The 21,473-nt window shown below is 70.6% G+C and carries 20 protein-coding genes; 10 read left to right on the top strand and 10 right to left on the bottom strand.

The annotated features are described in order from the left end of the window. Window positions 1–30: 30 nt before the first annotated feature. The 5 genes from ACYVF4_RS03555 to ACYVF4_RS03535 all read right to left on the bottom strand — a co-directional run bounded on the left by ACYVF4_RS03555 (window position 31) and on the right by ACYVF4_RS03535 (window position 4,359). The gene (locus ACYVF4_RS03555; protein WP_460719788.1) at window positions 31–501 is read right to left on the bottom strand and encodes a SixA phosphatase family protein; all 471 of its coding nucleotides are present in this window, start codon (window positions 499–501) and stop codon (window positions 31–33) included. After that, entirely contained in the window at window positions 498–1,391 is an 894-nt protein-coding gene (locus tag ACYVF4_RS03550; RefSeq protein WP_460719786.1) for an arginase family protein, read from the bottom strand. Before ACYVF4_RS03550 ends, ACYVF4_RS03555 begins: the two co-directional genes overlap by 4 nt. Window positions 1,392–1,474: 83 nt before the next feature. Further along, the gene (locus ACYVF4_RS03545) at window positions 1,475–1,825 is read right to left on the bottom strand and encodes a gamma-glutamylcyclotransferase family protein (protein WP_460719784.1); all 351 of its coding nucleotides are present in this window, start codon (window positions 1,823–1,825) and stop codon (window positions 1,475–1,477) included. Window positions 1,826–1,894: 69 nt separating this feature from the next. Continuing rightward, complete coding sequence (locus ACYVF4_RS03540; RefSeq protein WP_460719782.1) at window positions 1,895–3,166, bottom strand: DUF445 domain-containing protein; 1,272 nt, start codon at window positions 3,164–3,166, stop codon at window positions 1,895–1,897. Beyond that, on the bottom strand, window positions 3,163–4,359 hold the full coding sequence (locus tag ACYVF4_RS03535) for an acyl-CoA dehydrogenase family protein (protein ID WP_460719780.1): 1,197 nt from the start codon (window positions 4,357–4,359) through the stop codon (window positions 3,163–3,165). The genes ACYVF4_RS03540 and ACYVF4_RS03535 overlap by 4 nt, the downstream gene beginning before the upstream one ends. A gap of 132 nt (window positions 4,360–4,491) precedes the next feature. Between ACYVF4_RS03535 and ACYVF4_RS03530 the strand changes: the two genes are divergently transcribed. Next, entirely contained in the window at window positions 4,492–4,926 is a 435-nt protein-coding gene (locus ACYVF4_RS03530; protein ID WP_460719778.1) for a hypothetical protein, read from the top strand. On the opposite strand, the gene ACYVF4_RS03525 is transcribed toward ACYVF4_RS03530, so the two are convergent. Together ACYVF4_RS03525 and ACYVF4_RS03520 are read right to left on the bottom strand one after the other, a co-directional pair. Then, window positions 4,889–5,680, bottom strand: coding sequence for a helix-turn-helix transcriptional regulator (locus ACYVF4_RS03525; protein ID WP_460719776.1), 792 nt, complete (start codon window positions 5,678–5,680; stop codon window positions 4,889–4,891). The genes ACYVF4_RS03530 and ACYVF4_RS03525 overlap by 38 nt on opposite strands. A 76-nt stretch (window positions 5,681–5,756) precedes the next feature. Then, window positions 5,757–6,524, bottom strand: a complete 768-nt coding sequence (locus ACYVF4_RS03520; RefSeq protein WP_460719774.1) for an alpha/beta fold hydrolase — start codon at window positions 6,522–6,524, stop codon at window positions 5,757–5,759. Window positions 6,525–6,578: 54 nt separating this feature from the next. Between ACYVF4_RS03520 and ACYVF4_RS03515 the strand changes: the two genes are divergently transcribed. Continuing rightward, a complete protein-coding gene (locus ACYVF4_RS03515) occupies window positions 6,579–7,001 on the top strand; it encodes a pilus assembly protein CpaE (RefSeq protein WP_460719772.1) in 423 nt (140 codons plus the stop codon). 82 nt (window positions 7,002–7,083) lie between these two features. On the opposite strand, the gene ACYVF4_RS03510 is transcribed toward ACYVF4_RS03515, so the two are convergent. After that, entirely contained in the window at window positions 7,084–8,289 is a 1,206-nt protein-coding gene (locus ACYVF4_RS03510) for an MFS transporter (RefSeq protein WP_460719770.1), read from the bottom strand. 383 nt (window positions 8,290–8,672) lie between these two features. Here ACYVF4_RS03510 and nrdH point away from each other — a divergent pair, with 383 nt between their 5' ends. From nrdH to ACYVF4_RS03485, 5 genes are read left to right on the top strand one after another with little or no spacing between them, the layout of a single operon-like run. Next, window positions 8,673–8,906, top strand: coding sequence for a glutaredoxin-like protein NrdH (gene nrdH / locus ACYVF4_RS03505; protein ID WP_460719768.1), 234 nt, complete (start codon window positions 8,673–8,675; stop codon window positions 8,904–8,906). A 5-nt stretch (window positions 8,907–8,911) separates the two neighbouring features. Then, complete coding sequence (gene nrdI, locus ACYVF4_RS03500; RefSeq protein ID WP_460719766.1) at window positions 8,912–9,373, top strand: class Ib ribonucleoside-diphosphate reductase assembly flavoprotein NrdI; 462 nt, start codon at window positions 8,912–8,914, stop codon at window positions 9,371–9,373. Continuing rightward, complete coding sequence (nrdE, locus tag ACYVF4_RS03495; protein WP_460719764.1) at window positions 9,355–11,508, top strand: class 1b ribonucleoside-diphosphate reductase subunit alpha; 2,154 nt, start codon at window positions 9,355–9,357, stop codon at window positions 11,506–11,508. The genes nrdI and nrdE overlap by 19 nt, the downstream gene beginning before the upstream one ends. 32 nt (window positions 11,509–11,540) lie before the next feature. Further along, window positions 11,541–12,515 (top strand): class 1b ribonucleoside-diphosphate reductase subunit beta, encoded by a 975-nt coding sequence (gene nrdF / locus ACYVF4_RS03490; RefSeq protein WP_460719762.1) that lies wholly within the window; start codon window positions 11,541–11,543, stop codon window positions 12,513–12,515. A 51-nt stretch (window positions 12,516–12,566) separates the two neighbouring features. Beyond that, window positions 12,567–12,716, top strand: coding sequence for a hypothetical protein (locus ACYVF4_RS03485; protein ID WP_460719760.1), 150 nt, complete (start codon window positions 12,567–12,569; stop codon window positions 12,714–12,716). Between the two features lie 48 nt (window positions 12,717–12,764). On the opposite strand, the gene ACYVF4_RS03480 is transcribed toward ACYVF4_RS03485, so the two are convergent. Then, window positions 12,765–13,874 carry a class I SAM-dependent methyltransferase gene (locus ACYVF4_RS03480; protein WP_460719758.1) on the bottom strand — a complete coding sequence of 370 codons (1,110 nt, stop codon included), beginning with the start codon at window positions 13,872–13,874 and terminating at the stop codon, window positions 12,765–12,767. Between the two features lie 91 nt (window positions 13,875–13,965). Between ACYVF4_RS03480 and ACYVF4_RS03475 the strand changes: the two genes are divergently transcribed. Next, on the top strand, window positions 13,966–14,430 hold the full coding sequence (locus tag ACYVF4_RS03475) for a DUF3817 domain-containing protein (RefSeq protein WP_460719756.1): 465 nt from the start codon (window positions 13,966–13,968) through the stop codon (window positions 14,428–14,430). Here ACYVF4_RS03475 and ACYVF4_RS03470 read toward each other — a convergent pair whose 3' ends face one another. Beyond that, a complete protein-coding gene (locus tag ACYVF4_RS03470) occupies window positions 14,431–17,361 on the bottom strand; it encodes an aminotransferase (protein WP_460719754.1) in 2,931 nt (976 codons plus the stop codon). It abuts the gene before it with no gap. Window positions 17,362–17,453: 92 nt separating this feature from the next. Between ACYVF4_RS03470 and ACYVF4_RS03465 the strand changes: the two genes are divergently transcribed. Further along, window positions 17,454–18,983: an ATP-dependent DNA ligase gene (locus tag ACYVF4_RS03465; RefSeq protein WP_460719752.1), complete on the top strand. Its 1,530-nt coding sequence runs from the start codon at window positions 17,454–17,456 to the stop codon at window positions 18,981–18,983. A gap of 117 nt (window positions 18,984–19,100) precedes the next feature. Then, entirely contained in the window at window positions 19,101–21,428 is a 2,328-nt protein-coding gene (locus tag ACYVF4_RS03460) for an HYR domain-containing protein (RefSeq protein ID WP_460719750.1), read from the top strand. Window positions 21,429–21,473 lie beyond the last annotated feature (45 nt).

Raw genomic sequence — 21,473 nt, 5'->3', positions numbered from 1 at the left:
CGACCCGCGCCCGACCGCCGGGAACCCGCCTCAGCGGGGCGTGTCGAAGCTCCAGTCGGCCGGGTCGACGGCGTCGACGACGGCCCAGTCGTCCTCGTCCCACCGGAACACCGCGACCGCGCACGTCGGCATGTGCTCGATGCGGTCGCGCGAGAGGCGGCCGGCCAGCACGCTCATGCCGGGGTCGTGGGCGACGACGAGGACGGATGCCGACCCCGCCGCCGACGCGTGCGTCAGCAGGGTGCCCGCGCTTGCGCCGTAGAGCGCCGGCTCCACCGTCACCTCGCGCCGCAGGCGCTCGGCGAAGGCCTCGGCCGTCGTCCGCGCCCGCAGCGCCGAGCTCGACAGGATCACCTCGGGCCGGGCCCCGGCCTCGGCCAGCCGCGCCGCCATCCGCGGCGCGTCACGGCGCCCGCGGTCGTTCAGCGGCCGGTCGTGGTCATCGAGCCCCGGGTCCCCCCAGTCGGACTTCGCATGCCGCACCAGCACCAGCTCGATCATCGCGACGCCACCCTTCCGGCCAGCAGTTCCAGGACGCACAGCGCCGCCAGCCGCACCGTCCGCCTGTCGGGGGCGTCGGCGGTGGCGTCGACCTCGACGATGTCGGCCGAGCGCACGCGCGCATCCGCGGCCAGGGCCCGCACGAGCGATCGCAGCTCGTGCGCGGCGAGACCCCCGGGCACGGATGCCGGGCACCCCGGCGCGACGGATCGATCGCACACGTCCACATCGATGTCCACGTGCACGGGTCCGCCGCCGGCTCCGGCGATCGCGAGGGCGTCGGCGGCGACCGCGGACGCATCCCGGCCGCGGAGCGCGTCGAGGGTGACGACCGTGATCCCGAGGTCGTGCGCGCGGCCGGCGTAGGCGGCCGAGTTGGCGAAGTCCGCGATCCCGAGCTGCACGATCCGCGCCGGATCGATGACGCCGTCGTCCACCAGCCGCCGCACGGGGGAGCCGTTCGAGATGCCGTCGCGCAGGTCGAAGTGGGCGTCGAGCGTCACGAGCCCCGTGGCCCCGGCCCCGCGGGCGACGGCGGAGGTGATCGAATTGTCGCCGCCGAGCGCGACGACGAGGCCGGCACGGACACGGAGCTCGGCGACGCGGTCGATGACGCGCTGCTCGCCGTCGGGTCCGTCCGGGTCCGAGACGTCGCCCCCGTCGACGATGCGCAGCTCGGCCGCGAGGTCGATCGCGGGCGGACCGATCAGGGCGGGGCTGTAGCGGCGCAGGGCCTCGCGGACCGCGGCCGGGGTGGCGTGCGCTCCGGTCGGCGTCAGCGACGTGCGCCACGCCGGCACCCCCACGAGCACCGCGTCTGCGGGCTCGCCGTCGGCGAGAGGGGGCCAGTCGCCGGCGCGCGGCCACAGGTCGTCGTGCGAGAGCGTCACGTCCCCGACGCTATCGCGGGCGCCGCTCCGTCACCACGCCTCGTCACCACGCCGCGCGCCACACGCGCGCCGCACGCGCGACCTCACCCGTCGACGTAGACCCACGCCTCCCGGCCGCTGGCGAGTCGCACGCGCACTCGGCGGTACAGCGACACCTGGTACTCGTCGCACGCGTCCAGCTCGTCGTCGTCGAGGTGCAGCACGCGTCCGACGACCTTGTCGCGGGGGCTGCCGGTCTCGCGCACCACGGGCAGCACGGTCGGCGTCGCGTCGTCGTTGTCGCGGTGGTCCTCGGCCTCGGCGTAGTCGATGGTGTACCCGGGCAGCACGTCGTCCTCGGCGTCGACGACGCGTCCCAGCGTCGATCGCTGCACGTCCGGATAGCGGAGAGTGCCATAGCTGAACAGCAGCGTCGCCTCGGAGTCCCCACCCACGACGCTCAGGCTACGCCCGCGACTGTCGCGGACGCGAGAAGAATTCGCCGTATGTCGCCGGCCTCGGCGTTATCCGAGCAAAGCGTGCGCGACGGCGTATATGACGACCCCGGCGAGCGAGCCGACGATGGTGCCGTTGAGGCGGATGTACTGAAGGTCGCGGCCGACCATCAGCTCGATCTTCTCGGTCGTCTCCTCGGGATCCCACCGCTCGACGGTGTCCACGATGATCGAGGCGATGTCGTGCCGGTAGCGCTCCACGAGGAACACCGCGGCATCGGACACCCAGCCCTCGACGCGGCGCTGCAGCCCGGCATCCGTCATGAGTCGCTCGGCGATCTCGCCCACCGCCGTCACCGCGCGCCGCCGCAGCGGGCTGCCGGGATCCTCGAGCGCGGCCAGCAGACCCGTCTTGGCGGTGTTCCAGGCGGACCCGGCGAGTTCGCGCACGCGCGGGCTGTCGAACAGCGCGATCTTGGCCTCTTCGAACCGCGCGATCGTGGCGGGATCCTCCTGCAGGTTCACCGCGAGACGATCGAGGTACCCGTCGATCGCGGCGCGCGCCGGATGGCCGGGGTCGGCGCGGACGGCAGCCACGAAGCGGACCGCCTCGGTGTACACGGTGTCGTCGATCAGCCGGGCGGCGACGTTCGGCATCCACGCCGGCAGGCGCCGCGAGACCACGCCGGTGAACGACGCGCGGTTGGCCGCCAGCCACGCGCCGACGGTCTCGAGCGCCAGGTCGACCGCCCCGTGGTGGGCGTGGGAGTCCAGGATGCGGGCGAGCCACGCGCCGATCGGCGGACCCCATTCCGGATCGATGAGGTGCTCGCGGGCGAGGCCCTCGATGATGTCGCGCACGTCGTCGTCGCTGAGGGCGCGCAGCACGCCGCCGGCGACGGCCGACCCCTCGGCGACGACCCGCTCGGCGCTCGCCGGGATCGCCAGCCACGCGCCGACGCGGGCGGCGACCGGGGTCGCCTCGAGCTTGGCGCGCACCACGTCGCCGCGCAGGAACTCGGTTTCGACGAACTCGCCGAGGTTCCGGCCGATCTCGTCCTTGCGCCGCGGGATGATCGCGGTGTGCGGCACCGGTATGCCCAACGGATGCCGGAACAGCGCCGTCACCGCGAACCAGTCCGCCAGCGCGCCCACCATGCCGCCTTCGGCCGCCGCACGCACGTATGCCGCCCAGGGCAGGGTCTGCTGCAGAGAGAACGAGACGGCGAACACCGCCGCCATGAACAGCAGTGCGCCGAGCGCCACGCCCTTCATCACCTGCAGGCCCCGGCGACGCTCTTGGTCGGCGGGGCTCAGCAGGGCGGTGGGCGTGCGGGTCACGGCCGGCCCGGCGCGGGGTCGGGGGTAGAGCCCGGGGCGGGGACCGGGCCCAGCCACGCGGTCGCGACCGTCGAGTGCGCCGACTCCGGGTCGGAGGGGTGGAACTGCCCGGCGAGGACGTCGCGGTAGAGCCTGCCGAGCTCGCTCGAGGCGAAGTACGACGACCCACCGGAGACGAGCATCGCGTCGTCGACGATCGCCTTCGCCGCGACGACCGCGCGGTGCTTGAGTCCGCTCAGCAGCGAGAACCAGCGGGGCCCGTGATCGACCCGGTCGTCGACGTCGCCCGCCAGCGCCGCGATCTGCGGCACGAGAGCGTCGTAGGCGAGGGCCATGTCGGCGATCCGCCAGCGGATGTCGGGGTCGTGGCTGTAGGGCAGACCGGTCTTCTTCGAGGTGCGCCGTCCCGCCGTCTCGACGGCGAGGTCGAGGGCGCGGCGGGCGATGCCGGTGTAGACCGAGGCGAGCAGGATCTCGAAGACGCTGAAGATGCCGAAGATCAGCGGGTCCGGGTTGGGGCCGGGATCCAGCCGCCGCACCACGCGGTCGGCGGGGGCGACGGCATCCGTCAGCAGGGTCGTCCGAGACTGCGTAGCCCGCATGCCCACGGTGTCCCAGTCGTCGCGGGTGGTCACGGCATCCGACCGGGGGATGAACGCGAAGACCAGCTTCGGGGCGTCGGGCGAGGTGGTGTCCAGCCCGTGCAGGCCGAGCTGGGTCCACGCGGGGGCGAGGGAGGTGAAGATCTTGGTCCCGGTGAAGGCGTACCCGCCGTCGGGTCTGGGCACGGCCCCGGTGTCGCTGCCGAACAGGACCAGGTCGTTGCCGGCCTCGCTGATCCCGAAGGCGAAGAGCTCGCCGGCGGCGGCACCCTGGTGGACGAAGTGCAGCGCGTCGTCGCCGCGATCGGCGAGCACCTTCGCCACTCCGGTCCACACCAGGTGCATGTTCACCGCGAGCGCGGTCGCGGGCGCTGCGCCCGCCAGTCGCTGCTGCAGCACCGAAGCCTCGGCCAGGCTCAGCCCCGCCCCGCCGAGTTCGCGCGGAGCGAGGATCGCGAGGTAGCCGGCATCCCGCAGGTCGGCCAGGTCGTCGTCGGGAAAGGTGTTGTCCCGGTCGTGGGCGGCCGCTCGCGACCGGATGCGGTCGATCAGCTCGTCGGGCAGGTGCGTCGAAGCGTCGAACGGGGTCATCGCTCCATTGTCGCGCGCACCGGCGCGGGCGGCGGCATACGCACGACTGCGTATTGTCCGCCGCATCCGATCGGACGAATCTGTGGTGTGTTCGTCGCCGCGGGGGCGACGGGCGCTTCGGAGGGGGAATCCATGACCATGTCACGACGTCGCCTGTTCGGTATCGGGGGAGTCTCGGCAGCCGCGGCGATCGCACTCACGCTGTCGGGGTCGGCCGCGTGGGCGCACCACTGCTTCAAGGACGAGTGGGCGGCCGCCGCCTACGAGCACCACCTGGCGGGCGGAACCCCGTGGGTGCCGCTGAGCGACCTGGGGGCGCGGTATCTCATTCCCGAGGATCTGCAGATGGAGTGCGGCTACGTCGCCGATGACGCCGTCGAGACGTTCATGGCCGACAGCGGTCTCGAGCAGGAGCCGCTCATCCACACCCGCGCCATCGTCGGCGGGGGCGCGCTGTACAACGCCGGCAAAATGGCGAAGCCGTTCAGCTACCTGACCGAGGCGGACTTCGAAGCGCTCGGCGCCGACCTCATGGAGCGTCTCGCGGAGTGCGCGGGGGAGGAGTAGCCGCACTGGGGCGATCGAGGCCCAGCAGACCTCTCTGCTGGGCCTCGAGGACGGCCGTCAGCCGGTCGCATGCACCCAGCTTGCGGTAGAGGTGCTCCTGGTGCTTGTGAACGGTCCGGGGTGAGATGCCGAGGCGCCGGGCCATCGCCTCGGCCGTGCACCCTTCGGCGGTCAGCGCGAGGATCACGCTCTCGCGGGGGGTGAGAGCGGGCGCGGCGGTGACGGGCGCCGACGCGCACAGGCGGGCGAGGACGCGGATGTGACCGTCGAGCCCGACCAGCAGACGCTGGATCGTGCGCGCCTCGTCCGCCTCGCCGTGCGCGAAGCGGTCTTCGGCGATGAGGACCCACCCGTCGTACTCGCCGCCGCAGCACACCGGGATCGACAGCTGCTGGTCGGTGAGGCGCAGATCGCGCATGAGCTCTTCGCTGCCCGGGTCGAGCTTCCAGCCGGCATCCATGACCTGCGTCATGAGCACGGGGGAGTCATCGCGCATCTGCGTGCGATATCGGGCGATCGGATGCCGGCGCACCTGCGCCGCAGTCGGCCACAGCTCCGGGCCGGGGTGGTACATCACCCCCGACACCGAGATGTCGATGCGGTCCGGATCGGCCGCGTCGAGCGTGATGCGCGACACCAGCCCGGCATGCGTCGTCGCGACGAGCTGTCGCGTGAGCATCGCGGTCGCCTCGGCCGGATCCGGCTCGGCGAGCACGTCCGCGGCCACCGTCAACCACGTCCCCATCGCGTCCATGGACCCCCCCCAGCCCCTGCAACGGGAGGATAGCCCTTCGCGCGCCGACACGCACCACCTTCGGTGCGGCGTGCGCTCAGCGGTGCGCGGGGAACGCCGCCAGCGCCGCGTCGAGGACGGCGAGGGTCTCTTCGGGACGGTCGCGGTGCGGCGAATGGCCGGCGCGGGCGACGATCGACATCGTGATCGCCTGGTTCTGCAGCACCTCGTCCGCGAGGGCGCCGGTGAAGATCGAGTACACCTTCGGGTCGGACCCGATGATGTGGGTCGGCACGGTCAGGCGGGAGGCAGCATCCCGCACATCCCACTCCGGGTTCTGCTCGCTGGTCTGCTCGACCGCCCAGCGGCTCGCCTGCTGCGCCGACAGGGCTTTCAGCTCGACGTCCTGCTCGTGCCAGTCGGGGTGCTCGGCGCGCACCGCGCGCACCGTCGGGTCGGCGAAGGCGGCCGCCTGGCTGCGCCGCACGACGCCGCGGTCGCGGGGGAGCAGGTGCAGCGCCGGGTCGATCAGCACGAGCCGCCGCGTCCATGATCGATCGGATGCCGCGGCCACCGTCGACGCGGCGGCGCCCAGCGAGTGCCCGATCACGAGGTCCCACCCGCCGTCGGTCCGGCAGGCGCCGAGGTCGGCGGCGTACGCGGCGATGCGGTAGTCGAGGGTGCGGGGCGCCGTGCCGTGGCCGCGGAGGTCCACCGCGTCGGCCCGCCAGCCGGCGTCGGCGAGGTGCACGCCGTACCGCCACATCAGGGCTCCGTTCGAACCCAGGCCGTGGACCAGGAGTGCGCGGCGGGGAGAATCGGGGTCACCCCACGACGCGCGGGGCAGCTGAACGGGGGTCGCCATGACTTCAGCCTACGGACGGCCCCGGGTGCCGGCATCCGGGGAATGATGGTGTGCATGATCTCGACCGAGATGGCACAGGCGCTTCGGGATGCCGGGCTGATCTGGCACCCGGTTTCGGGCGACCGGTTCCAGCTCGACGAACCCGAGTTCGAGGCCGACGTCTTCACGGTGAGCGAGATGACGATCGAGCCGCGGGAGTATCCGACCGGGCGGATCCTTGCGTTCAACGGCACGACCGAGTGGGCGCTGGATTCGGTCGCGCTCGAGGACGCGCTGTGGCTGCCGCACGAGCACCAGCTGCGCGAGCTGCTGCGCGGGTCGTTCCGGGCGCTGCGGCGTCTCGCGGACACGCACGAGGTCGAGATCCACCTGCGCGGGCGCGAGGGCCAGCCCGACGAGACGCTCGTGTTCGAGCACCCCGAGCCCGCCGACGCCTACGCGATGGCGGTGCTGGAGCTGCTGCGGCGCATCGCCTGAATCCGCGGCCGGATCACGTGATGTGGTGGGCCGGGGGTCGGGGCTCGGTCAGGCCCTGGTTCGGATCACGTGATGTGGTGGGTCAGGTGATGGTGTGCACCGGCTCGGTGTCGGGCATCGGCGACGGGTCGCGGTGGCGCAGGTCGGGGAAGCCGCGCACGAAGACCGCCGCGACGATCGTGCCCGCCGCCGCGAAGGCGGCCGCGGCGATGTAGGCGCCGGTGGCGCCGACGCCGTCGATGAGGAATCCGGCGACCGCGGATCCGGCGGCGGCGCCGATGAGCTGGCCCGTGCCGATCCAGCCGTATGCTTCCGCCGTCTCGCTGAACTTCACGCTCACAGAGGTCATGGCGAACAGCACCGCGAGCGCCGGGGCGATCCCGATGCCGGCGACGATGAGCGTGCCGCCCAGCCACCAGACGTCCAGCGACACGATCGCCGCGCTCAGCCCGATCGTCACGATCGCGAGGCGCCGAGCCATCGCCCAGGGCCCGATGGGGATATGGCCGAAGGACAGGCCGCCGGCGAGGCTGCCGATTGCGAACACCGCCAGGACGATCCCGGCCTCGAGCCCCTCGTGGCCGAACGTCGCGACCACGCCCGCCTCGACGGCCGCGCACGCCCCGACCAGCAGGAAGCCGATCACCGTCGCCAGCACCACCGGCGGGTTGGTGAGCACCCGGCCCAGGCGGCGGCGGCTGCGGGGGATGCGGACCCGGCCGACCTCGGGCGACGCGATGAACCACGTGCCGCCGCCGACGAGGATCGCCACGACCACCAGCAGCGCTTCGACCGTGCCGATCTGGGTGGCGACGAAGGTGATGAGGACGGGGGCTGCGATCCAGATGATCTCCTGCAGCGAGGCGTCCAGCGAGAACAGCGGAGTGAGCTGGCGGGAGTTCACCATCTTCGGGTAGATCGTCCGCACGGCCGACTGCACCGGCGGCGTCGAGAGTCCCGCGATCAGACCCAGCGCCATGTAGGCGGGGAGCACCATCTCGACCAGCGCGAGCGTCGCGATCGCGGCGGCGCAGATCACCAGTGTGGTCGCGAGCACCTTGCGCATGCCCCACACGCCCATCCAGCGGCTGGTCACGGGCCCCGCGATGGCCTGGCCGACCGACGTGGCCGCCAGGACCAGGCCGGCGGCGCCGTACGAGCCGGTGTTCTGCTCGATGTGCAGGAGCACCGCCAGGCTCGTCATCCCGTTGGGGAAGCGCGCCGTCAGCTGCGCGGCCATGATGCGCCCGACGCCCGGAGTGCGCAGAAGATCCCGATAGCCCGCCACCGCTCCACGCTACCGGCAGCGGCGCCCGGTGAGCGGCGGGGCGGCAGAGTGCGCTGACGGATGCCGCGACACGCCGGAGACGCTCTCCACAGGCGGCTCCGGTGTCGGGGGTGCGTCCTAGCCTTCCCCCTGTGGACAGATCACGTGATCCGGTCGCAACCACCGCGGGAAGACGGGATTTTCCGGGCCGCGGCGAGCGTTGGATTCTGTGGATGCAACGGTGGAGAACCTGTGGTGAACCTGGGGACGGCGGTGGAAAACTACACGAATGTAACTACTATCCCTTGTGGTGCTATCCAGTGTCGGCACCCATATGTAGTATTGGGACTCCCGGTTGGGGGTTCAGCCGGAATCATCGGATGTGAGGGGAGAGACGGATCGAAATGACGATCACTGTCTACACGAAGCCAGCCTGCGTTCAGTGCAACGCGACCTACCGCGCGCTCGACTCGAAGGGGATCGAGTACAACGTGCTCGACCTGTCCGAGGACCCCGCCGCGCTCGAGCAGGTGAAGGCGCTGGGCTACCTGCAGGCGCCGGTCGTCATCACCGATGAGGACCACTGGTCGGGTTTCCGTCCCGACAAGATCGACGAGCTCGCTTCTCGTCTCGCGTGATTCCGATGGCGACCGCGAGTGCTGAGCACGCGGTCGCCGACGGTCGGACCGCGACCCCGCTGCTGGTCTACTTCTCGAGCGTCTCGGGCAACACCGCGCGCTTCGTCGAGAAGCTCGGTGTACGGGCGGTCCGGATCCCGTTGCTCTCGACGGATCCGGACCTCGTGGTCGACGAGCCCTACCTTCTCGTCACCCCCACCTACGGCGGGGGCCAGGGCCGGGGAGTCGAGAAGGGCGCCGTTCCCAAACAGGTGATCCGGTTCCTCAACGACGAGCGAAACCGCAGCCTCATCCGCGGAGTGATCTCGGCGGGGAACACCAACTTCGGCGAGCACTTCTGTCTCGCCGGCGACATCATCAGCCGCAAGTGCCGCGTGCCGCACTTGTACCGGCTAGAACTTTTCGGCACGCCCGAAGACGTAGCTCGCGTCCGCGAGGGAATGGATCGATGGTGGAATCTGCAGTGACGACGGACTTCAAGACCGAGGCGCGGTTCGAGGGAATGGACTACCACGCCCTCAACGCGATGCTGAACCTGTACGACGCGGACGGGAAGATCCAGTTCGGCGCCGACAAGCGCGCCGCGCGGGAGTACTTCCTGCAGCACGTCAACCAGAACACGGTCTTCTTCCACTCCCTCAAGGAGCGCCTGGACTACCTGGTCGAGAAGCAGTACTACGAACCGGCCGTCATCGAGAAGTACTCGTTCGAGTTCATCCAGAAGCTCAACGACCGCGCGTACGGCAAGAAGTTCCGCTTCGAGACGTTCCTCGGGGCGTTCAAGTACTACACGAGCTACACGCTGAAGACCTTCGACGGCAAGCGCTACCTCGAGCGCTTCGAGGACCGCGTCGTCATGACCGCCCTCGGCCTGGCCGACGGGGATGAGACGCTCGCCGAGCAGCTCGTCGACGAGATCATCTCGGGTCGCTTCCAGCCGGCGACCCCCACCTTCCTCAACACCGGCAAGGCCCAGCGCGGCGAGCTCGTGTCCTGCTTCCTGCTGCGCATCGAAGACAACATGGAGTCGATCGCCCGCGGCATCAACTCCGCGCTGCAGCTGTCCAAGCGCGGCGGCGGCGTGGCGCTGCTGCTGTCGAACATCCGCGAGTCGGGTGCCCCGATCAAGCAGATCGAGAACCAGTCCAGCGGCATCATCCCCGTGATGAAGCTGCTCGAAGACAGCTTCAGCTACGCCAACCAGCTGGGTGCCCGCCAGGGCGCGGGTGCGGTCTACCTCAACGCCCACCACCCGGACATCATGCGGTTCCTCGACACCAAGCGCGAGAACGCCGACGAGAAGATCCGCATCAAGACGCTGTCGCTGGGCGTGGTGATCCCCGACATCACCTTCGAACTCGCCAAGAACGGTGAGGACATGTACCTCTTCTCGCCGTACGACGTCGAGCGCGTCTACGGCGTGCCCTTCGGCGACATCTCGGTCACCGAGAAGTACCGCGAGATGGTCGACGACCCGCGCATCAAGAAGACCAAGATCAACGCGCGCGAGTTCTTCCAGACCCTCGCCGAGATCCAGTTCGAGTCGGGCTACCCGTACATCATGTTCGAGGACACGGTGAACAAGGCCAACCCGATCAAGGGCCGGATCAACATGTCCAACCTGTGCTCCGAGATCCTGCAGGTCAACACCCCGACCACCTACAACGAGGACCTCTCGTACAACCAGGTCGGCAAGGACATCTCGTGCAACCTCGGGTCGATGAACATCGCCCTGGCGATGGACGGCGGCGACCTCGGTGCCACCGTCGAGACCGCGATCCGCGCGCTCACCGCGGTCAGCGACCAGAGCCACATCCGCTCGGTCCGCTCGATCGAGGACGGCAACGACCGCTCGCACGCCATCGGCCTCGGCCAGATGAACCTGCACGGCTACCTCGCGCGCGAGCACATCCACTACGGCTCGGAAGAGGGCCTGGACTTCACGAACATCTACTTCTACACGGTGGTGTTCCACGCGCTGCGCGCCTCGAACCTGCTCGCCAAGGAGCGCGGCCAGGCCTTCGAGGGCTTCGCCGACTCGACCTACGCGTCGGGGGAGTTCTTCGACAAGTACACCGAGCAGGCGTGGGAGCCGCAGACCGAGAAGGTCAAGGAGCTGTTCGCCGGCATCCACATCCCGACGCAGGAGGACTGGCGCGAGCTGAAGGCCAGCATCCAGCAGCACGGCATCTACAACCAGAACCTGCAGGCGGTGCCGCCGACCGGCTCGATCTCGTACATCAACAACTCGACGAGCTCGATCCACCCGATCGCGTCGAAGATCGAGATCCGCAAGGAAGGCAAGCTCGGCCGCGTCTACTACCCGGCTCCGTTCATGACGAACGAGAACCTGGAGTACTACCAGGACGCCTACGAGATCGGCTACGAGAAGGTCATCGACACGTACGCCGTCGCCACGCAGCACGTGGACCAGGGCCTGTCGCTGACGCTGTTCTTCAAGGACACCGTCACCACGCGCGACATCAACAAGGCTCAGATCTACGCCTGGAAGAAGGGCATCAAGACCATCTACTACATCCGCCTGCGGCAGCTGGCGCTCGAGGGCACGGACATGACCGAGTGCGTCTCGTGCATGCTTTGACAGTCTGATCAGGGATTTTTAAGGAAAGAGCAATGGCTGAGAAGCTGCAACTGCTGAACCAGGTCCAGGCGATCAACTGGAACCGCATCCAGGACGACAAGGACCTCGAGGTGTGGAACCGCCTCGTGAACAACTTCTGGCTGCCCGAGAAGGTGCCGCTGTCCAACGACATCCAGTCGTGGAACACGCTCACACCCGAGGAGCAGACCCTCACGATGCGGGTATTCACGGGCCTGACCCTGCTGGACACCATCCAGGGCACCGTCGGTGCGGTGTCGCTGATCCCGGACGCGATCACCCCGCACGAAGAGGCGGTGTACACCAACATCGCGTTCATGGAGTCGGTGCACGCCAAGAGCTACTCGTCGATCTTCTCGACGCTGTGCTCGACGAAGGAGATCGACGAGGCGTTCCGCTGGTCGGTCGAGAACGAGAACCTGCAGCGCAAGGCGCAGATCGTCATGGAGTACTACCGCGGCGACGAGCCCCTCAAGCGCAAGGTCGCCTCGACGCTGCTGGAGTCGTTCCTCTTCTATTCGGGCTTTTACCTGCCGATGCACTGGTCGAGCCGCGCGAAGCTCACCAACACCGCCGACCTGATCCGCCTCATCATCCGCGACGAGGCCGTGCACGGGTACTACATCGGCTACAAGTTCCAGAAGGGGCTCGAGAAGGTCGACGAGGCCAAGCGGCAGGACCTGAAGGACTACACCTTCTCGCTGCTGTACGAGCTCTACGACAACGAGGTGCAGTACACGCAGGACCTCTACGACGGCGTCGGCCTCACCGAGGACGTCAAGAAGTTCCTGCACTACAACGCCAACAAGGCCCTGATGAACCTCGGCTACGAGGCGATGTTCCCGTCGAGCGTCACCGACGTGAACCCCGCCATCCTGTCGGCGCTGTCGCCCAACGCCGACGAGAACCACGACTTCTTCAGCGGATCGGGCTCGTCCTACGTCATCGGCAAGGCCGAGGCCACCGAGGACGACGACTGGGACTTCTGAGCCGAACACCGCGCGCGTATCCTGACGCCAGGACGACGAGGGGGCCCTCCTATGACCGACATAACCGGGTCTGAGCGCAAAGGCAAGCAGCAGACCAACCCGTTCAAGGCGAACAGCGACGACCCGTCGACGCTGGACACCACGATCCCGACGACCACGACGACGGATGCCGCGACGGCGCCGACGTCGGGTTCTGACTGACACCGCGACACCGGCCCGCTGCCGACCGCCCGCGCATCGCCTCGGCGGTCAGCGGCGGGTCGATGCCGTCACGGTGAACTTCGCGTTCCGCGCCACCTGACGCGTCGGGCCCACCAGGCGCTCGAGCGCGGAGCGGTAGCGCAGGTGCGAGTTCCACACCGTCCACAGCTCGCCACCGGGCACGAGCACGCGCGCGGCATCGGCGAACAGCGCCGGGGCGAGACCCTCGTGCACGGCCGCGCCGGAGTGGAACGGCGGATTCAGCGCCACGAACCGCGCGGACCCGTCCGGCAGCGACGACGCCGCGTCGTCCCGCACCACGCTGACCCGATCGGCGACGCCGTTGGCGGCGGCGGTCGCGCGCGCCGACGCCACCGCCGCGGCCGACACGTCGGTCGCGTGCACACGCAGCCCCGGATGCCGCAGCGCCAGCGTCGCGGCGACGACACCCGTGCCGCACGCGAGGTCCACAGCCGGCAGGTCCGGGGCGATCGAGGAAGGCAGGTGCTCGAGCAGGACGCGGGTGCCGATGTCGATCCCGGTCCCGGCGAACGCCCCGCCGTACGCGCACACGATGAGTCCGTCGTGCGCGGCGCGGCGTGGCTCGGGATCCGCGCCGTCGTGGGGACCGGTCGCGATCAGCACCCGGGACTTCTGCCGGGCGTGGCTGACGTCCACGCGGGCGAAGACGCGGCGCACCACGTCGTTCATCGCCGGGGTCATGTGCTTCAGCCGGCCGCCCGCGAAGACCTGCACGGCCGGATCCGCGTGCGCCGCGATCAGCCCGGCGATGTCGGCGAGCGCATCGAGCGACCGCGGCAGCCTCAGCAGCACGATGCGCGCGCCCCGGACGACTTCGGCGTCAAGGGGGAGCGGGACGGCGGCCGACGGCATCCCGAGGTCTTCGGCGTTGCGTGCGAGCGCGCGTTCGCCGAGCAGCGAGTCCTGGTGCACGCGCACGGGCCCGCCGGCGTCGGCGGACGCTGCGAGGGTCAGCGCGCCGTACGCGTCGCCGATGACGGCGAGGCCTTCGGCGGGGACGCCCGCGCGCGCCTCGCGCGAGAGGTCGAGGATCAGCCGGTCCGCGGCGTCGACGGCCACGAGGTCCGGCGCTTCGACGTCGGGCCGGCGCCGCAGCGCATCGAAGGGGAAGTCCACCTCACCACGCTAGCCCCGCATCCGCGTTCGCCCGGCGGCCCGCCTGCGTCGACGTAGGCTGGAATCACCCCCCACCCACCCGAGGAGACCGGTGTTCCGCACGCCCTTCGTCCTGCTCCGCACGCTCGCGATCGCCGAGGCCGTCTCGTGGACGCTGCTGATCGCCGGCCTCATCCTGCGGGCGACCGCCGACCTCGCGATCGCGGTGACCGTGGGCGGCGGCATCCACGGGTTCGTCTTCCTCGCCTATGGTGCGACGGCGATCCTGGTGGCGAAGAACCAGCGCTGGGGTGCGGGTCCGGCGGCTCTCGCCATCGCGAGCGCGGTGATCCCGTACGCGACGGTCCCGACCGAGCTCTGGCTGCAGCGCACCGGGCGCCTGCGCGGCCTGTGGCGGCTGGAGCAGACCGCCGACCCGCGTGATTCGGCGTGGCACGACCGGCTGATGCGCTGGTTCCTGCGGCGGCCGTGGGTGCTGGCGCTCCTCATCGTCGCGGCGGTGGCGACCCTCTTCGTCGTGCTGCTGATCCTCGGGCCGCCCGGCGGCCGCGACTGATCACCAGCCCTCGGACAGCACCCGCTCCAGCGCCGCGACGAGCAGGTCGGCGCTGTCGTCGTCGAAGCACATCGGCGGCTTGATCTTCAGGATGTTCTGGTGGTCGCCGGTGGGCTGGGCGATCACGCCGAGTTCCCGCAGACGCCGGCAGATCGCGGCGGTCTCGGCCGTGGCGGGCTCCCACGTCTCGCGATCCCGGACGAACTCGGGCCCCAGATAGAACCCCGCGCCGTGCACGGCGGCGAGAATCGGATGCCGTCGGCCGAGCTCGAGCAGACGCTCGCGCAGCCGCCCGCCGACGCGGCGGGCGTTGTCGTCGAGCCTCTCGTCGCGGATGATGTCGAGGACCGCGAGTCCCGCGGCGCACGAGACGGGGCTGCCCCCGGCCGAGGAGAAGAAGTACCCGCCGTCGCGGTAGCGGGCCGCGATCTCGCGCGTGGTGATGACGGCGCCGAGGGGATGCCCGTTGCCCATCGCCTTGGCGACGGCCACGACGTCGGGCACGACGCCCTGCTGCTGGAAACCCCAGAACCACTCGCCGAGCCGCCCGTAGCCGACCTGCACCTCGTCGGCGATCGCCAGCCCGCCGTGCGCGCGCACGGCGGAGTACACGGCGTCGAGGTAGCCGTCGGGCAGGAAGACGCCGCCGGCGTTGCCGAAGATGCTCTCGGCGACGAATGCCCCGACCGGCGTGCCGGCGGCGGCGAGCCGCTCGACCTCGGCGACGGCATCCCGCGCGTAGGCGGCCGGGTCGTCGGCGTGCTCGCCGCGGTACGGGTGCGGCGCGGCGACGGTGTGCACCCACGCCGGCCGCGTCTCGAGCGCGGCGGGGTTGTCGGCGATCGACGTCGACACCGCGTCGGTCAGGTAGGTCCACCCGTGATACGCCTCGCGGACCGCGAGCACGTCGGTCCGGCCGGACCACACCTGGCCGAGCCGTAGCGCCAGGTCCACCGCCTCGGAACCGCTGTTGACGAGGAAGACGGTGTCCAGCGGCGCGGGCAGCAAGGCAGCCAGTCGCTCCGAGAACTCCACGATGCCCGGGTAGTGGAAGCGGGAGTTGGTGTTGAGCAGGCTCCACTGACGGCTCACCGCATCGACGAGCCGCGGGTGCGCGTGGCCGACCGAGGTGACGTTGTTGAGGGTGTCGAGGTAGATCCGCCCGTCGGCGTCGATCAGGTGCTCCCGCCAACCCCGGACCATCACGGGCGGGTCGTCGTAGTAGTGCTCCTGCACGTCGGCGATCGCCGCGTCGCGCCGCCGCTGCAGCGCCCGCGCGTCCGGCACGGCGGGTGCCGCGGCGAGCCCCGGGATCAGCGGGGACGGGTCGGCGACGACGCTCCGCCAGGCGACGGCGAGCGAGTGGGGCACGAACCGCGGCACCGTCGCGCCGGGGCGGACCGCCTGGATCCAGACGGCGCCGGATGCCGTGGCGAGGGTGTCGCCGGGCTCGACGCGGCGGGCCTGCGACGTGTCGTCGCCGTCGCCGTCGCCGTCGAGATCGAGGACGAGGACGAGGTCGACGTCGGCGCCCCGCAGACGTAGGCCGGATTCCGTGCGGACGACCTCGCCCGCCCAGGGCGCGCGAAGCGCGGTCGGTTCGGCAAAGCGCACCTGAACCCCGAGCGCGACGTTCACCGGCTCGTCCGGATCGCCCGGACGGGATCGGGACAGCCGCGCCTCCCCGAACCGGGCCGCGACGCCGCCGCCCGTCGCCCGGAGCGCTCCGGTGAAGAGGTCCTCCTCGACGGATGCCGCGAGCCACCGTGCGCCGGCCTGCAAGCCGATACGGAAGGCGGCATCGAACCCAGGGCTCGTCGCCGACAGGTCGACCGTGACGACGTCGGCGTCCAGCATCCGTTCGCCCGCCGGAAGCGACGGCTCGTCGACCGCGTGCCCGACCGCGTGACGCACGAACGCCGTGGCGACGTCGAGGGGCAGCGCGGTGGCGTGGTCGAGGATCGCCTGCTCGTGGGCGAGGTTCTCGGCGGCGTAGGCGTTGCCCGGATCGGTGCCGAGCACGTGGTGCGCGCTGGCGACCAGGGTGACCGCGCGCACGACGACGAGGGGCCAGAGCGCGCGGGACTCGGCATCCGTCAGCGGGCGTTCGCGGTCGTAGGCGCGGATGACCTCGGCGGCGCTCGTCCAGCCCGCGCCCGGGTGGTGCAGCACCGACGACACGGTGATCGCGAGTTCGCCGACGGTCCACGTGCGGTTGAGGTCACCGAGGTCGATGACGCCGTCGGGGACCCGGCCGACGGGATCGGCGGTGACGACGTTGTCGTCGGTGAGGTCGCCGTGGATGAACTGGACCGGCAGCTCGTCGGCGACGACGGACACGGCATCCCACGCCTGGCGAGCCGTGTGCGCGAGATGGTCGCGCCGGGCCGCGTCGGCGAGGTGGGGGAGCAGTCCGTCCAGGACCGCGGGCGCGTGGCGCAGGTCCCACTGGTGCTCGCGCTCGGCGGCCGGCGCGTCGACATCGGCGAGCGCATGCGCCACCTGGGCGGCCATCCGGCCGAGCCGGCGGCACACCTCGGGCGAGAGGTAGCCCGACAACGTGTCGCCCTCGAGGAACTCCAGCACGCGCGCGTGCATCGTCACGCCCGCGACCGTGACGGGGCGCGTGGTCGCGCCGTCGGCGGTGGGCAGCGCGCGCGGGGCGCGGAGTCCGGTGCGCTCGGCGATGCGGGCGGCGGCTGCCGACTGCGCCTCGAGCTCCGCGGCGGTGACGCTGGGGTTGGCGATCTTCAGCAGCAGCGTGGGCGAGCCGGGGCGTTCGAGGGCGAAGTTGCGGTCCTGGTGGCTGCCGAGCGTGCGGGCGGTCGCGTCGACACCCCAGCCGTCGCGCGCGATGCGGGCGGCGGTGTCCGCGTCGATCGGCGGCGGCGCCGGCTGGACGAGCGCGGCGGGGGGCGAGGTGTCGCTCATGGGGCGCCTCTCGGGCACGCGGGCGGGGGACTGGGACGAGGCTACCGGGGACGGCGGGCCCCGGTGTCGGTGGACGGTGGCAGAATTCACGGATGCTGCTGAGCGAGCTGCTCGCCACGGTCGAGGCCGTGGCCACCACGTCGTCGCGGCGCGCCAAAGTCGACGCGCTCGCCCAGCTGCTGGCGCGACTGGAACCCGACGACGTGGTCCCGGCGGTGGGGATGCTCATCGCCCGGCCCCGGCAGGGTCGGATCGGCATCGGCTGGCGCACGCTGTCGGCCGTCGACATCTCGCACGCCGCGGCGCCGTCGCTGACGATCGGCCGAGTGGATGCTGCATTCGACCGGCTGGCCGCGGCCGAAGGTGCGGGATCGGCGGGAGCGCGGTCGCGCGAACTCGCCGCGCTCGCCGCGGCGGCGACGCCGGGGGAGTGGGATCTGCTGCGGCGGGTCATCCTCGGCGAGCTCCGCACCGGCGCCCTCGAGGGCGTCCTGCTCGACGCCATCGCACACGCCGCCGGGCGGAGCCTGGCCGACGTGCGGCGCGCGGCGATGCTCCGCGGCGACCTGGGCGAGACCGCGCGCATCGCGCTCCACGGTGAGCCGGGCGCGCTGACGGCGGTCGGGCTCGAGGTCGGGCGTCCCGTGCTGCCCATGCTCGCCTCGACGGCGAGCTCGGTGGCCGAGGCGATGGCGGGGCTCGAGGGGCCGGCATCCGTGGAGTACAAGCTCGACGGCGCGCGAGTGCAGGTCCACCGCGACGGCTCGGACGTCGGCGTCTATACGCGGAACCTCGCCGACATCACGGCGCGCGTCCCCGAGATCGTCGCGGTCACGCTGGCGCTGCCGGCGCGCAGCGTGATCCTCGACGGCGAGACGCTGTCGCTGGACGAGGACGGGGGTCCGCGGCCGTTCCAGGACACGATGGCGCGGTTCGGGTCCGAGGCCGACGCCGCTGTGCTGCTGCGCCCCTGGTTCTTCGACGTCCTGCATCTCGACGGGCAGGATCTGCTCGATGAACCGCTCGGCACCCGGCTCGCCGCGCTCGACGAGGCGGCAGGCGCCCACCGGATCCCCGGTCTCGTCACAGACGATCCGGATGCCGCCGAGCGACACTCGCGCGAAGCGCTCGCCGCCGGGCACGAGGGCGTCATGGTCAAGGCGCTCGATTCGCCCTACGCGGCAGGGCGGCGGGGGAAGAGCTGGCTCAAGGTGAAGCCCGTGCTGACCTTCGACCTCGTCGTCCTCGCGGTCGAATGGGGGTCGGGAAGACGCCAGGGGATGCTGTCGAATCTGCATCTCGGAGCCCGGGACCCAGACGGCGCGTTCGGCCCACCCGGCGGGTTCGTGATGGTCGGCAAGACCTTCAAAGGACTTACCGACGAGACGCTGCGGTGGCAGACCGCGCACTTCCCCACCCTCGAGACCCATCGCACCGCGGGCGCGGTGCATGTTCGCCCCGAGACGGTCGTCGAGATCGCGATCGACGGCGTGCAGCGCTCGACGCGGTATCCCGGCGGTGTCGCGCTGCGGTTCGCGCGGGTGAAGGGTTACCGGCCCGACAAGTCGCCGCTCGAGGCCGACGAGATCGGGGCACTGCGCGCGCTGCTGCGCGGCGCGTGATTCCGGGCGACGCGCCGCAGAAATGTTGTGGTGCAAACGGTTCCTGGACCGCTACTGTGAGCCCAACCGAGTCGCGTCGCTGGGATCGCGACCGGGTGACAACTGGGGAGTTGGCTCATGGGTCTCTTTCGCATGCCCAAAACCGCGATCGCGCTCGCCGCGGCCGCCGCACTGGTGATGGGGGGTGCAACCGCCGCCGTCGCCGACAACATCACACTGGCGGGCGATGGCGTCGCGTTCAGCGACAACGATGTGACCATCCAGGCGTGTACCGATCGAGCAGTTTCCTTCAGCGTCCTGATCAGAGCCACCCGCAACGGCAATCCCAGCGATACGCAGACGAACAACAACGTGTTCCGGAACGGAGAGACGGTCACCTTCACGCACGTTGCGCAGGAGGGGATGACCGTGGCGTACAGCGATGCGTCGATCCTGCTCGAGCCCGATTGGCAGTCCCAGCAACCCGGGCAGTACACGAGTGCAGACTCGGCGCGCGCCACCGTCACGCTTCCGAGCAAGAGCGCCAGCGGGAGCGGCACCGTGAAGTTCTCCGCAAGCGGACAGAACAACGCCGGAGGTGCGGTCACACCCGACCGTACACTGACGGTGCGGTGGGGAACCCCCACCGCCTGCACGACGCCGCCACCGCCGGTCGACAGGACCGCCCCGGTTGTGACCGTGCCAGGAGCGGTCGTCGAGGAGGCCACCGGGGCGAGCGGCGCTGTCGTAACTTACGTCGCCACCGCGACCGACGAGACCGCGCCGGCGAGCCCTGCGGTGACGTGCGACCCCGCCTCCGGATCGGTGTTCAGTCTGGGAACCACGACGGTCGCGTGTTCCGCCACAGACGCCGCCGGCAACACGGGGTCCGCCGATTTCACGGTGACCGTGCAGGACACGACCCCGCCGGCGGTCGGCCCCATGACCGACATCGGATTCGAGGCTTCAGGCCCGCAGACAGTGGTGACGTGGACCGATCCGACCGCCACGGACGCGGTGTGGGGCAGCCCCGCTGTGACCTGCTCGCCCGCGTCGGGTAGCGCCTTCGATATCGGCCAGACGACGGTCACCTGCTCAGCGACCGACGGCGCAGGCCTCACGGGTTCGTCGACGTTCACCGTGACGATCTCGGACACCTCCGCGCCGAACCTCGTTGTCCCAGCCAATATGGAGGAGGAGGCCACCGGCCCTGACGGCGCCTCGGTCGTCTTCGAGGCGACCGCGTTCGACGCGGTCGATGGCGATCGTCCTGTGACGTGCAATCCGGCATCCGGGGCGACGTTCGCGCTGGGTTCGACGACGGTGACGTGCGCGGCGCAAGACTCCCGTGGTAACAGCACTACGGACAGCTTCGACGTGACGGTGGTGGACACGACCGGCCCGGAGATCACGGTGCCGTCTCCGATCACCGCAGAAGCCACCGGCCCCACAGGTACCGCCGTGCCGTTCACCGCGACGGCGTCGGACCTGGTCGACGGCGACGTCTCCGTCCGGTGCACTCCCGCGGCCGGCTCGGTATTCCCCCTCGGGCCGACTCCGGTCTCGTGCGTGGCCGTCGACAACGCCGGTAACGAGAACGAGGCGGAATTCGTGGTCACGGTGGAGGACACGACCCCGCCCGCAGTGACGGTTCCGGCCAGCATGACGAGGGAGGCTACCAGCCCGTCGGGTGCCACAGTGTCCTTCGAGGCGACCGCGACGGATGTCGTCGACGGCCCGCTGACGCCGACATGCGTCCCCGCCGCAGGTTCCACTTTCCCCCTTGGCCCGACCACCGTGCAGTGCTCTGTCACGGACTCCTCGACGAACATCGGCACCGGGTCCTTCACGGTGACGGTGGTGGACACCACGGGACCCAGCATCCAATGGGTGGGGGGACCCGCGCAGGGCGCAAGCTATCCCGTCGGGCAGGTTCCTGCCCAAGGAACGTGCACCGCCACCGACCTCGTCGACGGTTCGCGGCCGTGCTCTATCACGGGGTACGACAGCGGTGTGGGTTCGCAGACGATGACCGCGGTCGCAAGCGACACGCGGGGGAACACCACCCAGGTCGAACGAACCTACACAGTCCGGTGGCGTCTACCGGGATTCCACCGTCCGATCGACCCGACCGGGACACTCAACCTGGTCAAAGCGGGGTCGACGGTGCCGCTGAAGTTCGAGGTGTTCGCGTCATCTGACGACAGCCTTGAGTTGAGCGCCGTCAGCGCCATCGGTGCATCCTTCACCGCCATCGGTATCAAGTGCTCGGCCGATGCACCGAAGTCCGACGACACGCAGTTCCTCACGACCGGAAAGACGGAGCTTCGTTACGACCCGAACAACGGCGGTCAGTTCATTCAGAACTGGGCGACGCCGAAAGACAGGGCCGGCAGCTGCTTCCGCGTAACGCTTACGGTCGCTGATGGTGGCTCGATCAGCGCTGACTTCCAGCTGACGAAGTAGCGCCGCACAGCAGAGGGGCCCGGGCCGCAAGGCCCGGGCCCCTCT

This window comes from Microbacterium aureliae, from assembly GCF_054780155.1.
The sequence above is the reverse complement of the archived record's forward strand: the minus strand, read 5'-3'. Positions and strand labels throughout refer to the sequence as shown.

What these genes read in the sequence shown, in the direction of transcription:
- nrdF (WP_460719762.1), top strand. Translation starts at nt 11,541, where the DNA reads ATGGCTGAGAAGCTGCAACTGCTGAACCAGGTCCAGGCGATCAACTGG.
- ACYVF4_RS03485 (WP_460719760.1), top strand. Translation starts at nt 12,567, where the DNA reads ATGACCGACATAACCGGGTCTGAGCGCAAAGGCAAGCAGCAGACCAAC.
- nrdE (WP_460719764.1), top strand. Translation starts at nt 9,355, where the DNA reads ATGGTGGAATCTGCAGTGACGACGGACTTCAAGACCGAGGCGCGGTTC.
- ACYVF4_RS03465 (WP_460719752.1), top strand. Translation starts at nt 17,454, where the DNA reads ATGCTGCTGAGCGAGCTGCTCGCCACGGTCGAGGCCGTGGCCACCACG.
- nrdH (WP_460719768.1), top strand. Translation starts at nt 8,673, where the DNA reads ATGACGATCACTGTCTACACGAAGCCAGCCTGCGTTCAGTGCAACGCG.
- ACYVF4_RS03530 (WP_460719778.1), top strand. Translation starts at nt 4,492, where the DNA reads ATGACCATGTCACGACGTCGCCTGTTCGGTATCGGGGGAGTCTCGGCA.
- ACYVF4_RS03555 (WP_460719788.1), bottom strand. Translation starts at nt 501, where the DNA reads ATGATCGAGCTGGTGCTGGTGCGGCATGCGAAGTCCGACTGGGGGGAC.
- ACYVF4_RS03535 (WP_460719780.1), bottom strand. Translation starts at nt 4,359, where the DNA reads ATGACCCCGTTCGACGCTTCGACGCACCTGCCCGACGAGCTGATCGAC.
- ACYVF4_RS03460 (WP_460719750.1), top strand. Translation starts at nt 19,101, where the DNA reads ATGGGTCTCTTTCGCATGCCCAAAACCGCGATCGCGCTCGCCGCGGCC.
- nrdI (WP_460719766.1), top strand. Translation starts at nt 8,912, where the DNA reads ATGGCGACCGCGAGTGCTGAGCACGCGGTCGCCGACGGTCGGACCGCG.
- ACYVF4_RS03520 (WP_460719774.1), bottom strand. Translation starts at nt 6,524, where the DNA reads ATGGCGACCCCCGTTCAGCTGCCCCGCGCGTCGTGGGGTGACCCCGAT.
- ACYVF4_RS03525 (WP_460719776.1), bottom strand. Translation starts at nt 5,680, where the DNA reads ATGGACGCGATGGGGACGTGGTTGACGGTGGCCGCGGACGTGCTCGCC.
- ACYVF4_RS03470 (WP_460719754.1), bottom strand. Translation starts at nt 17,361, where the DNA reads ATGAGCGACACCTCGCCCCCCGCCGCGCTCGTCCAGCCGGCGCCGCCG.
- ACYVF4_RS03515 (WP_460719772.1), top strand. Translation starts at nt 6,579, where the DNA reads ATGATCTCGACCGAGATGGCACAGGCGCTTCGGGATGCCGGGCTGATC.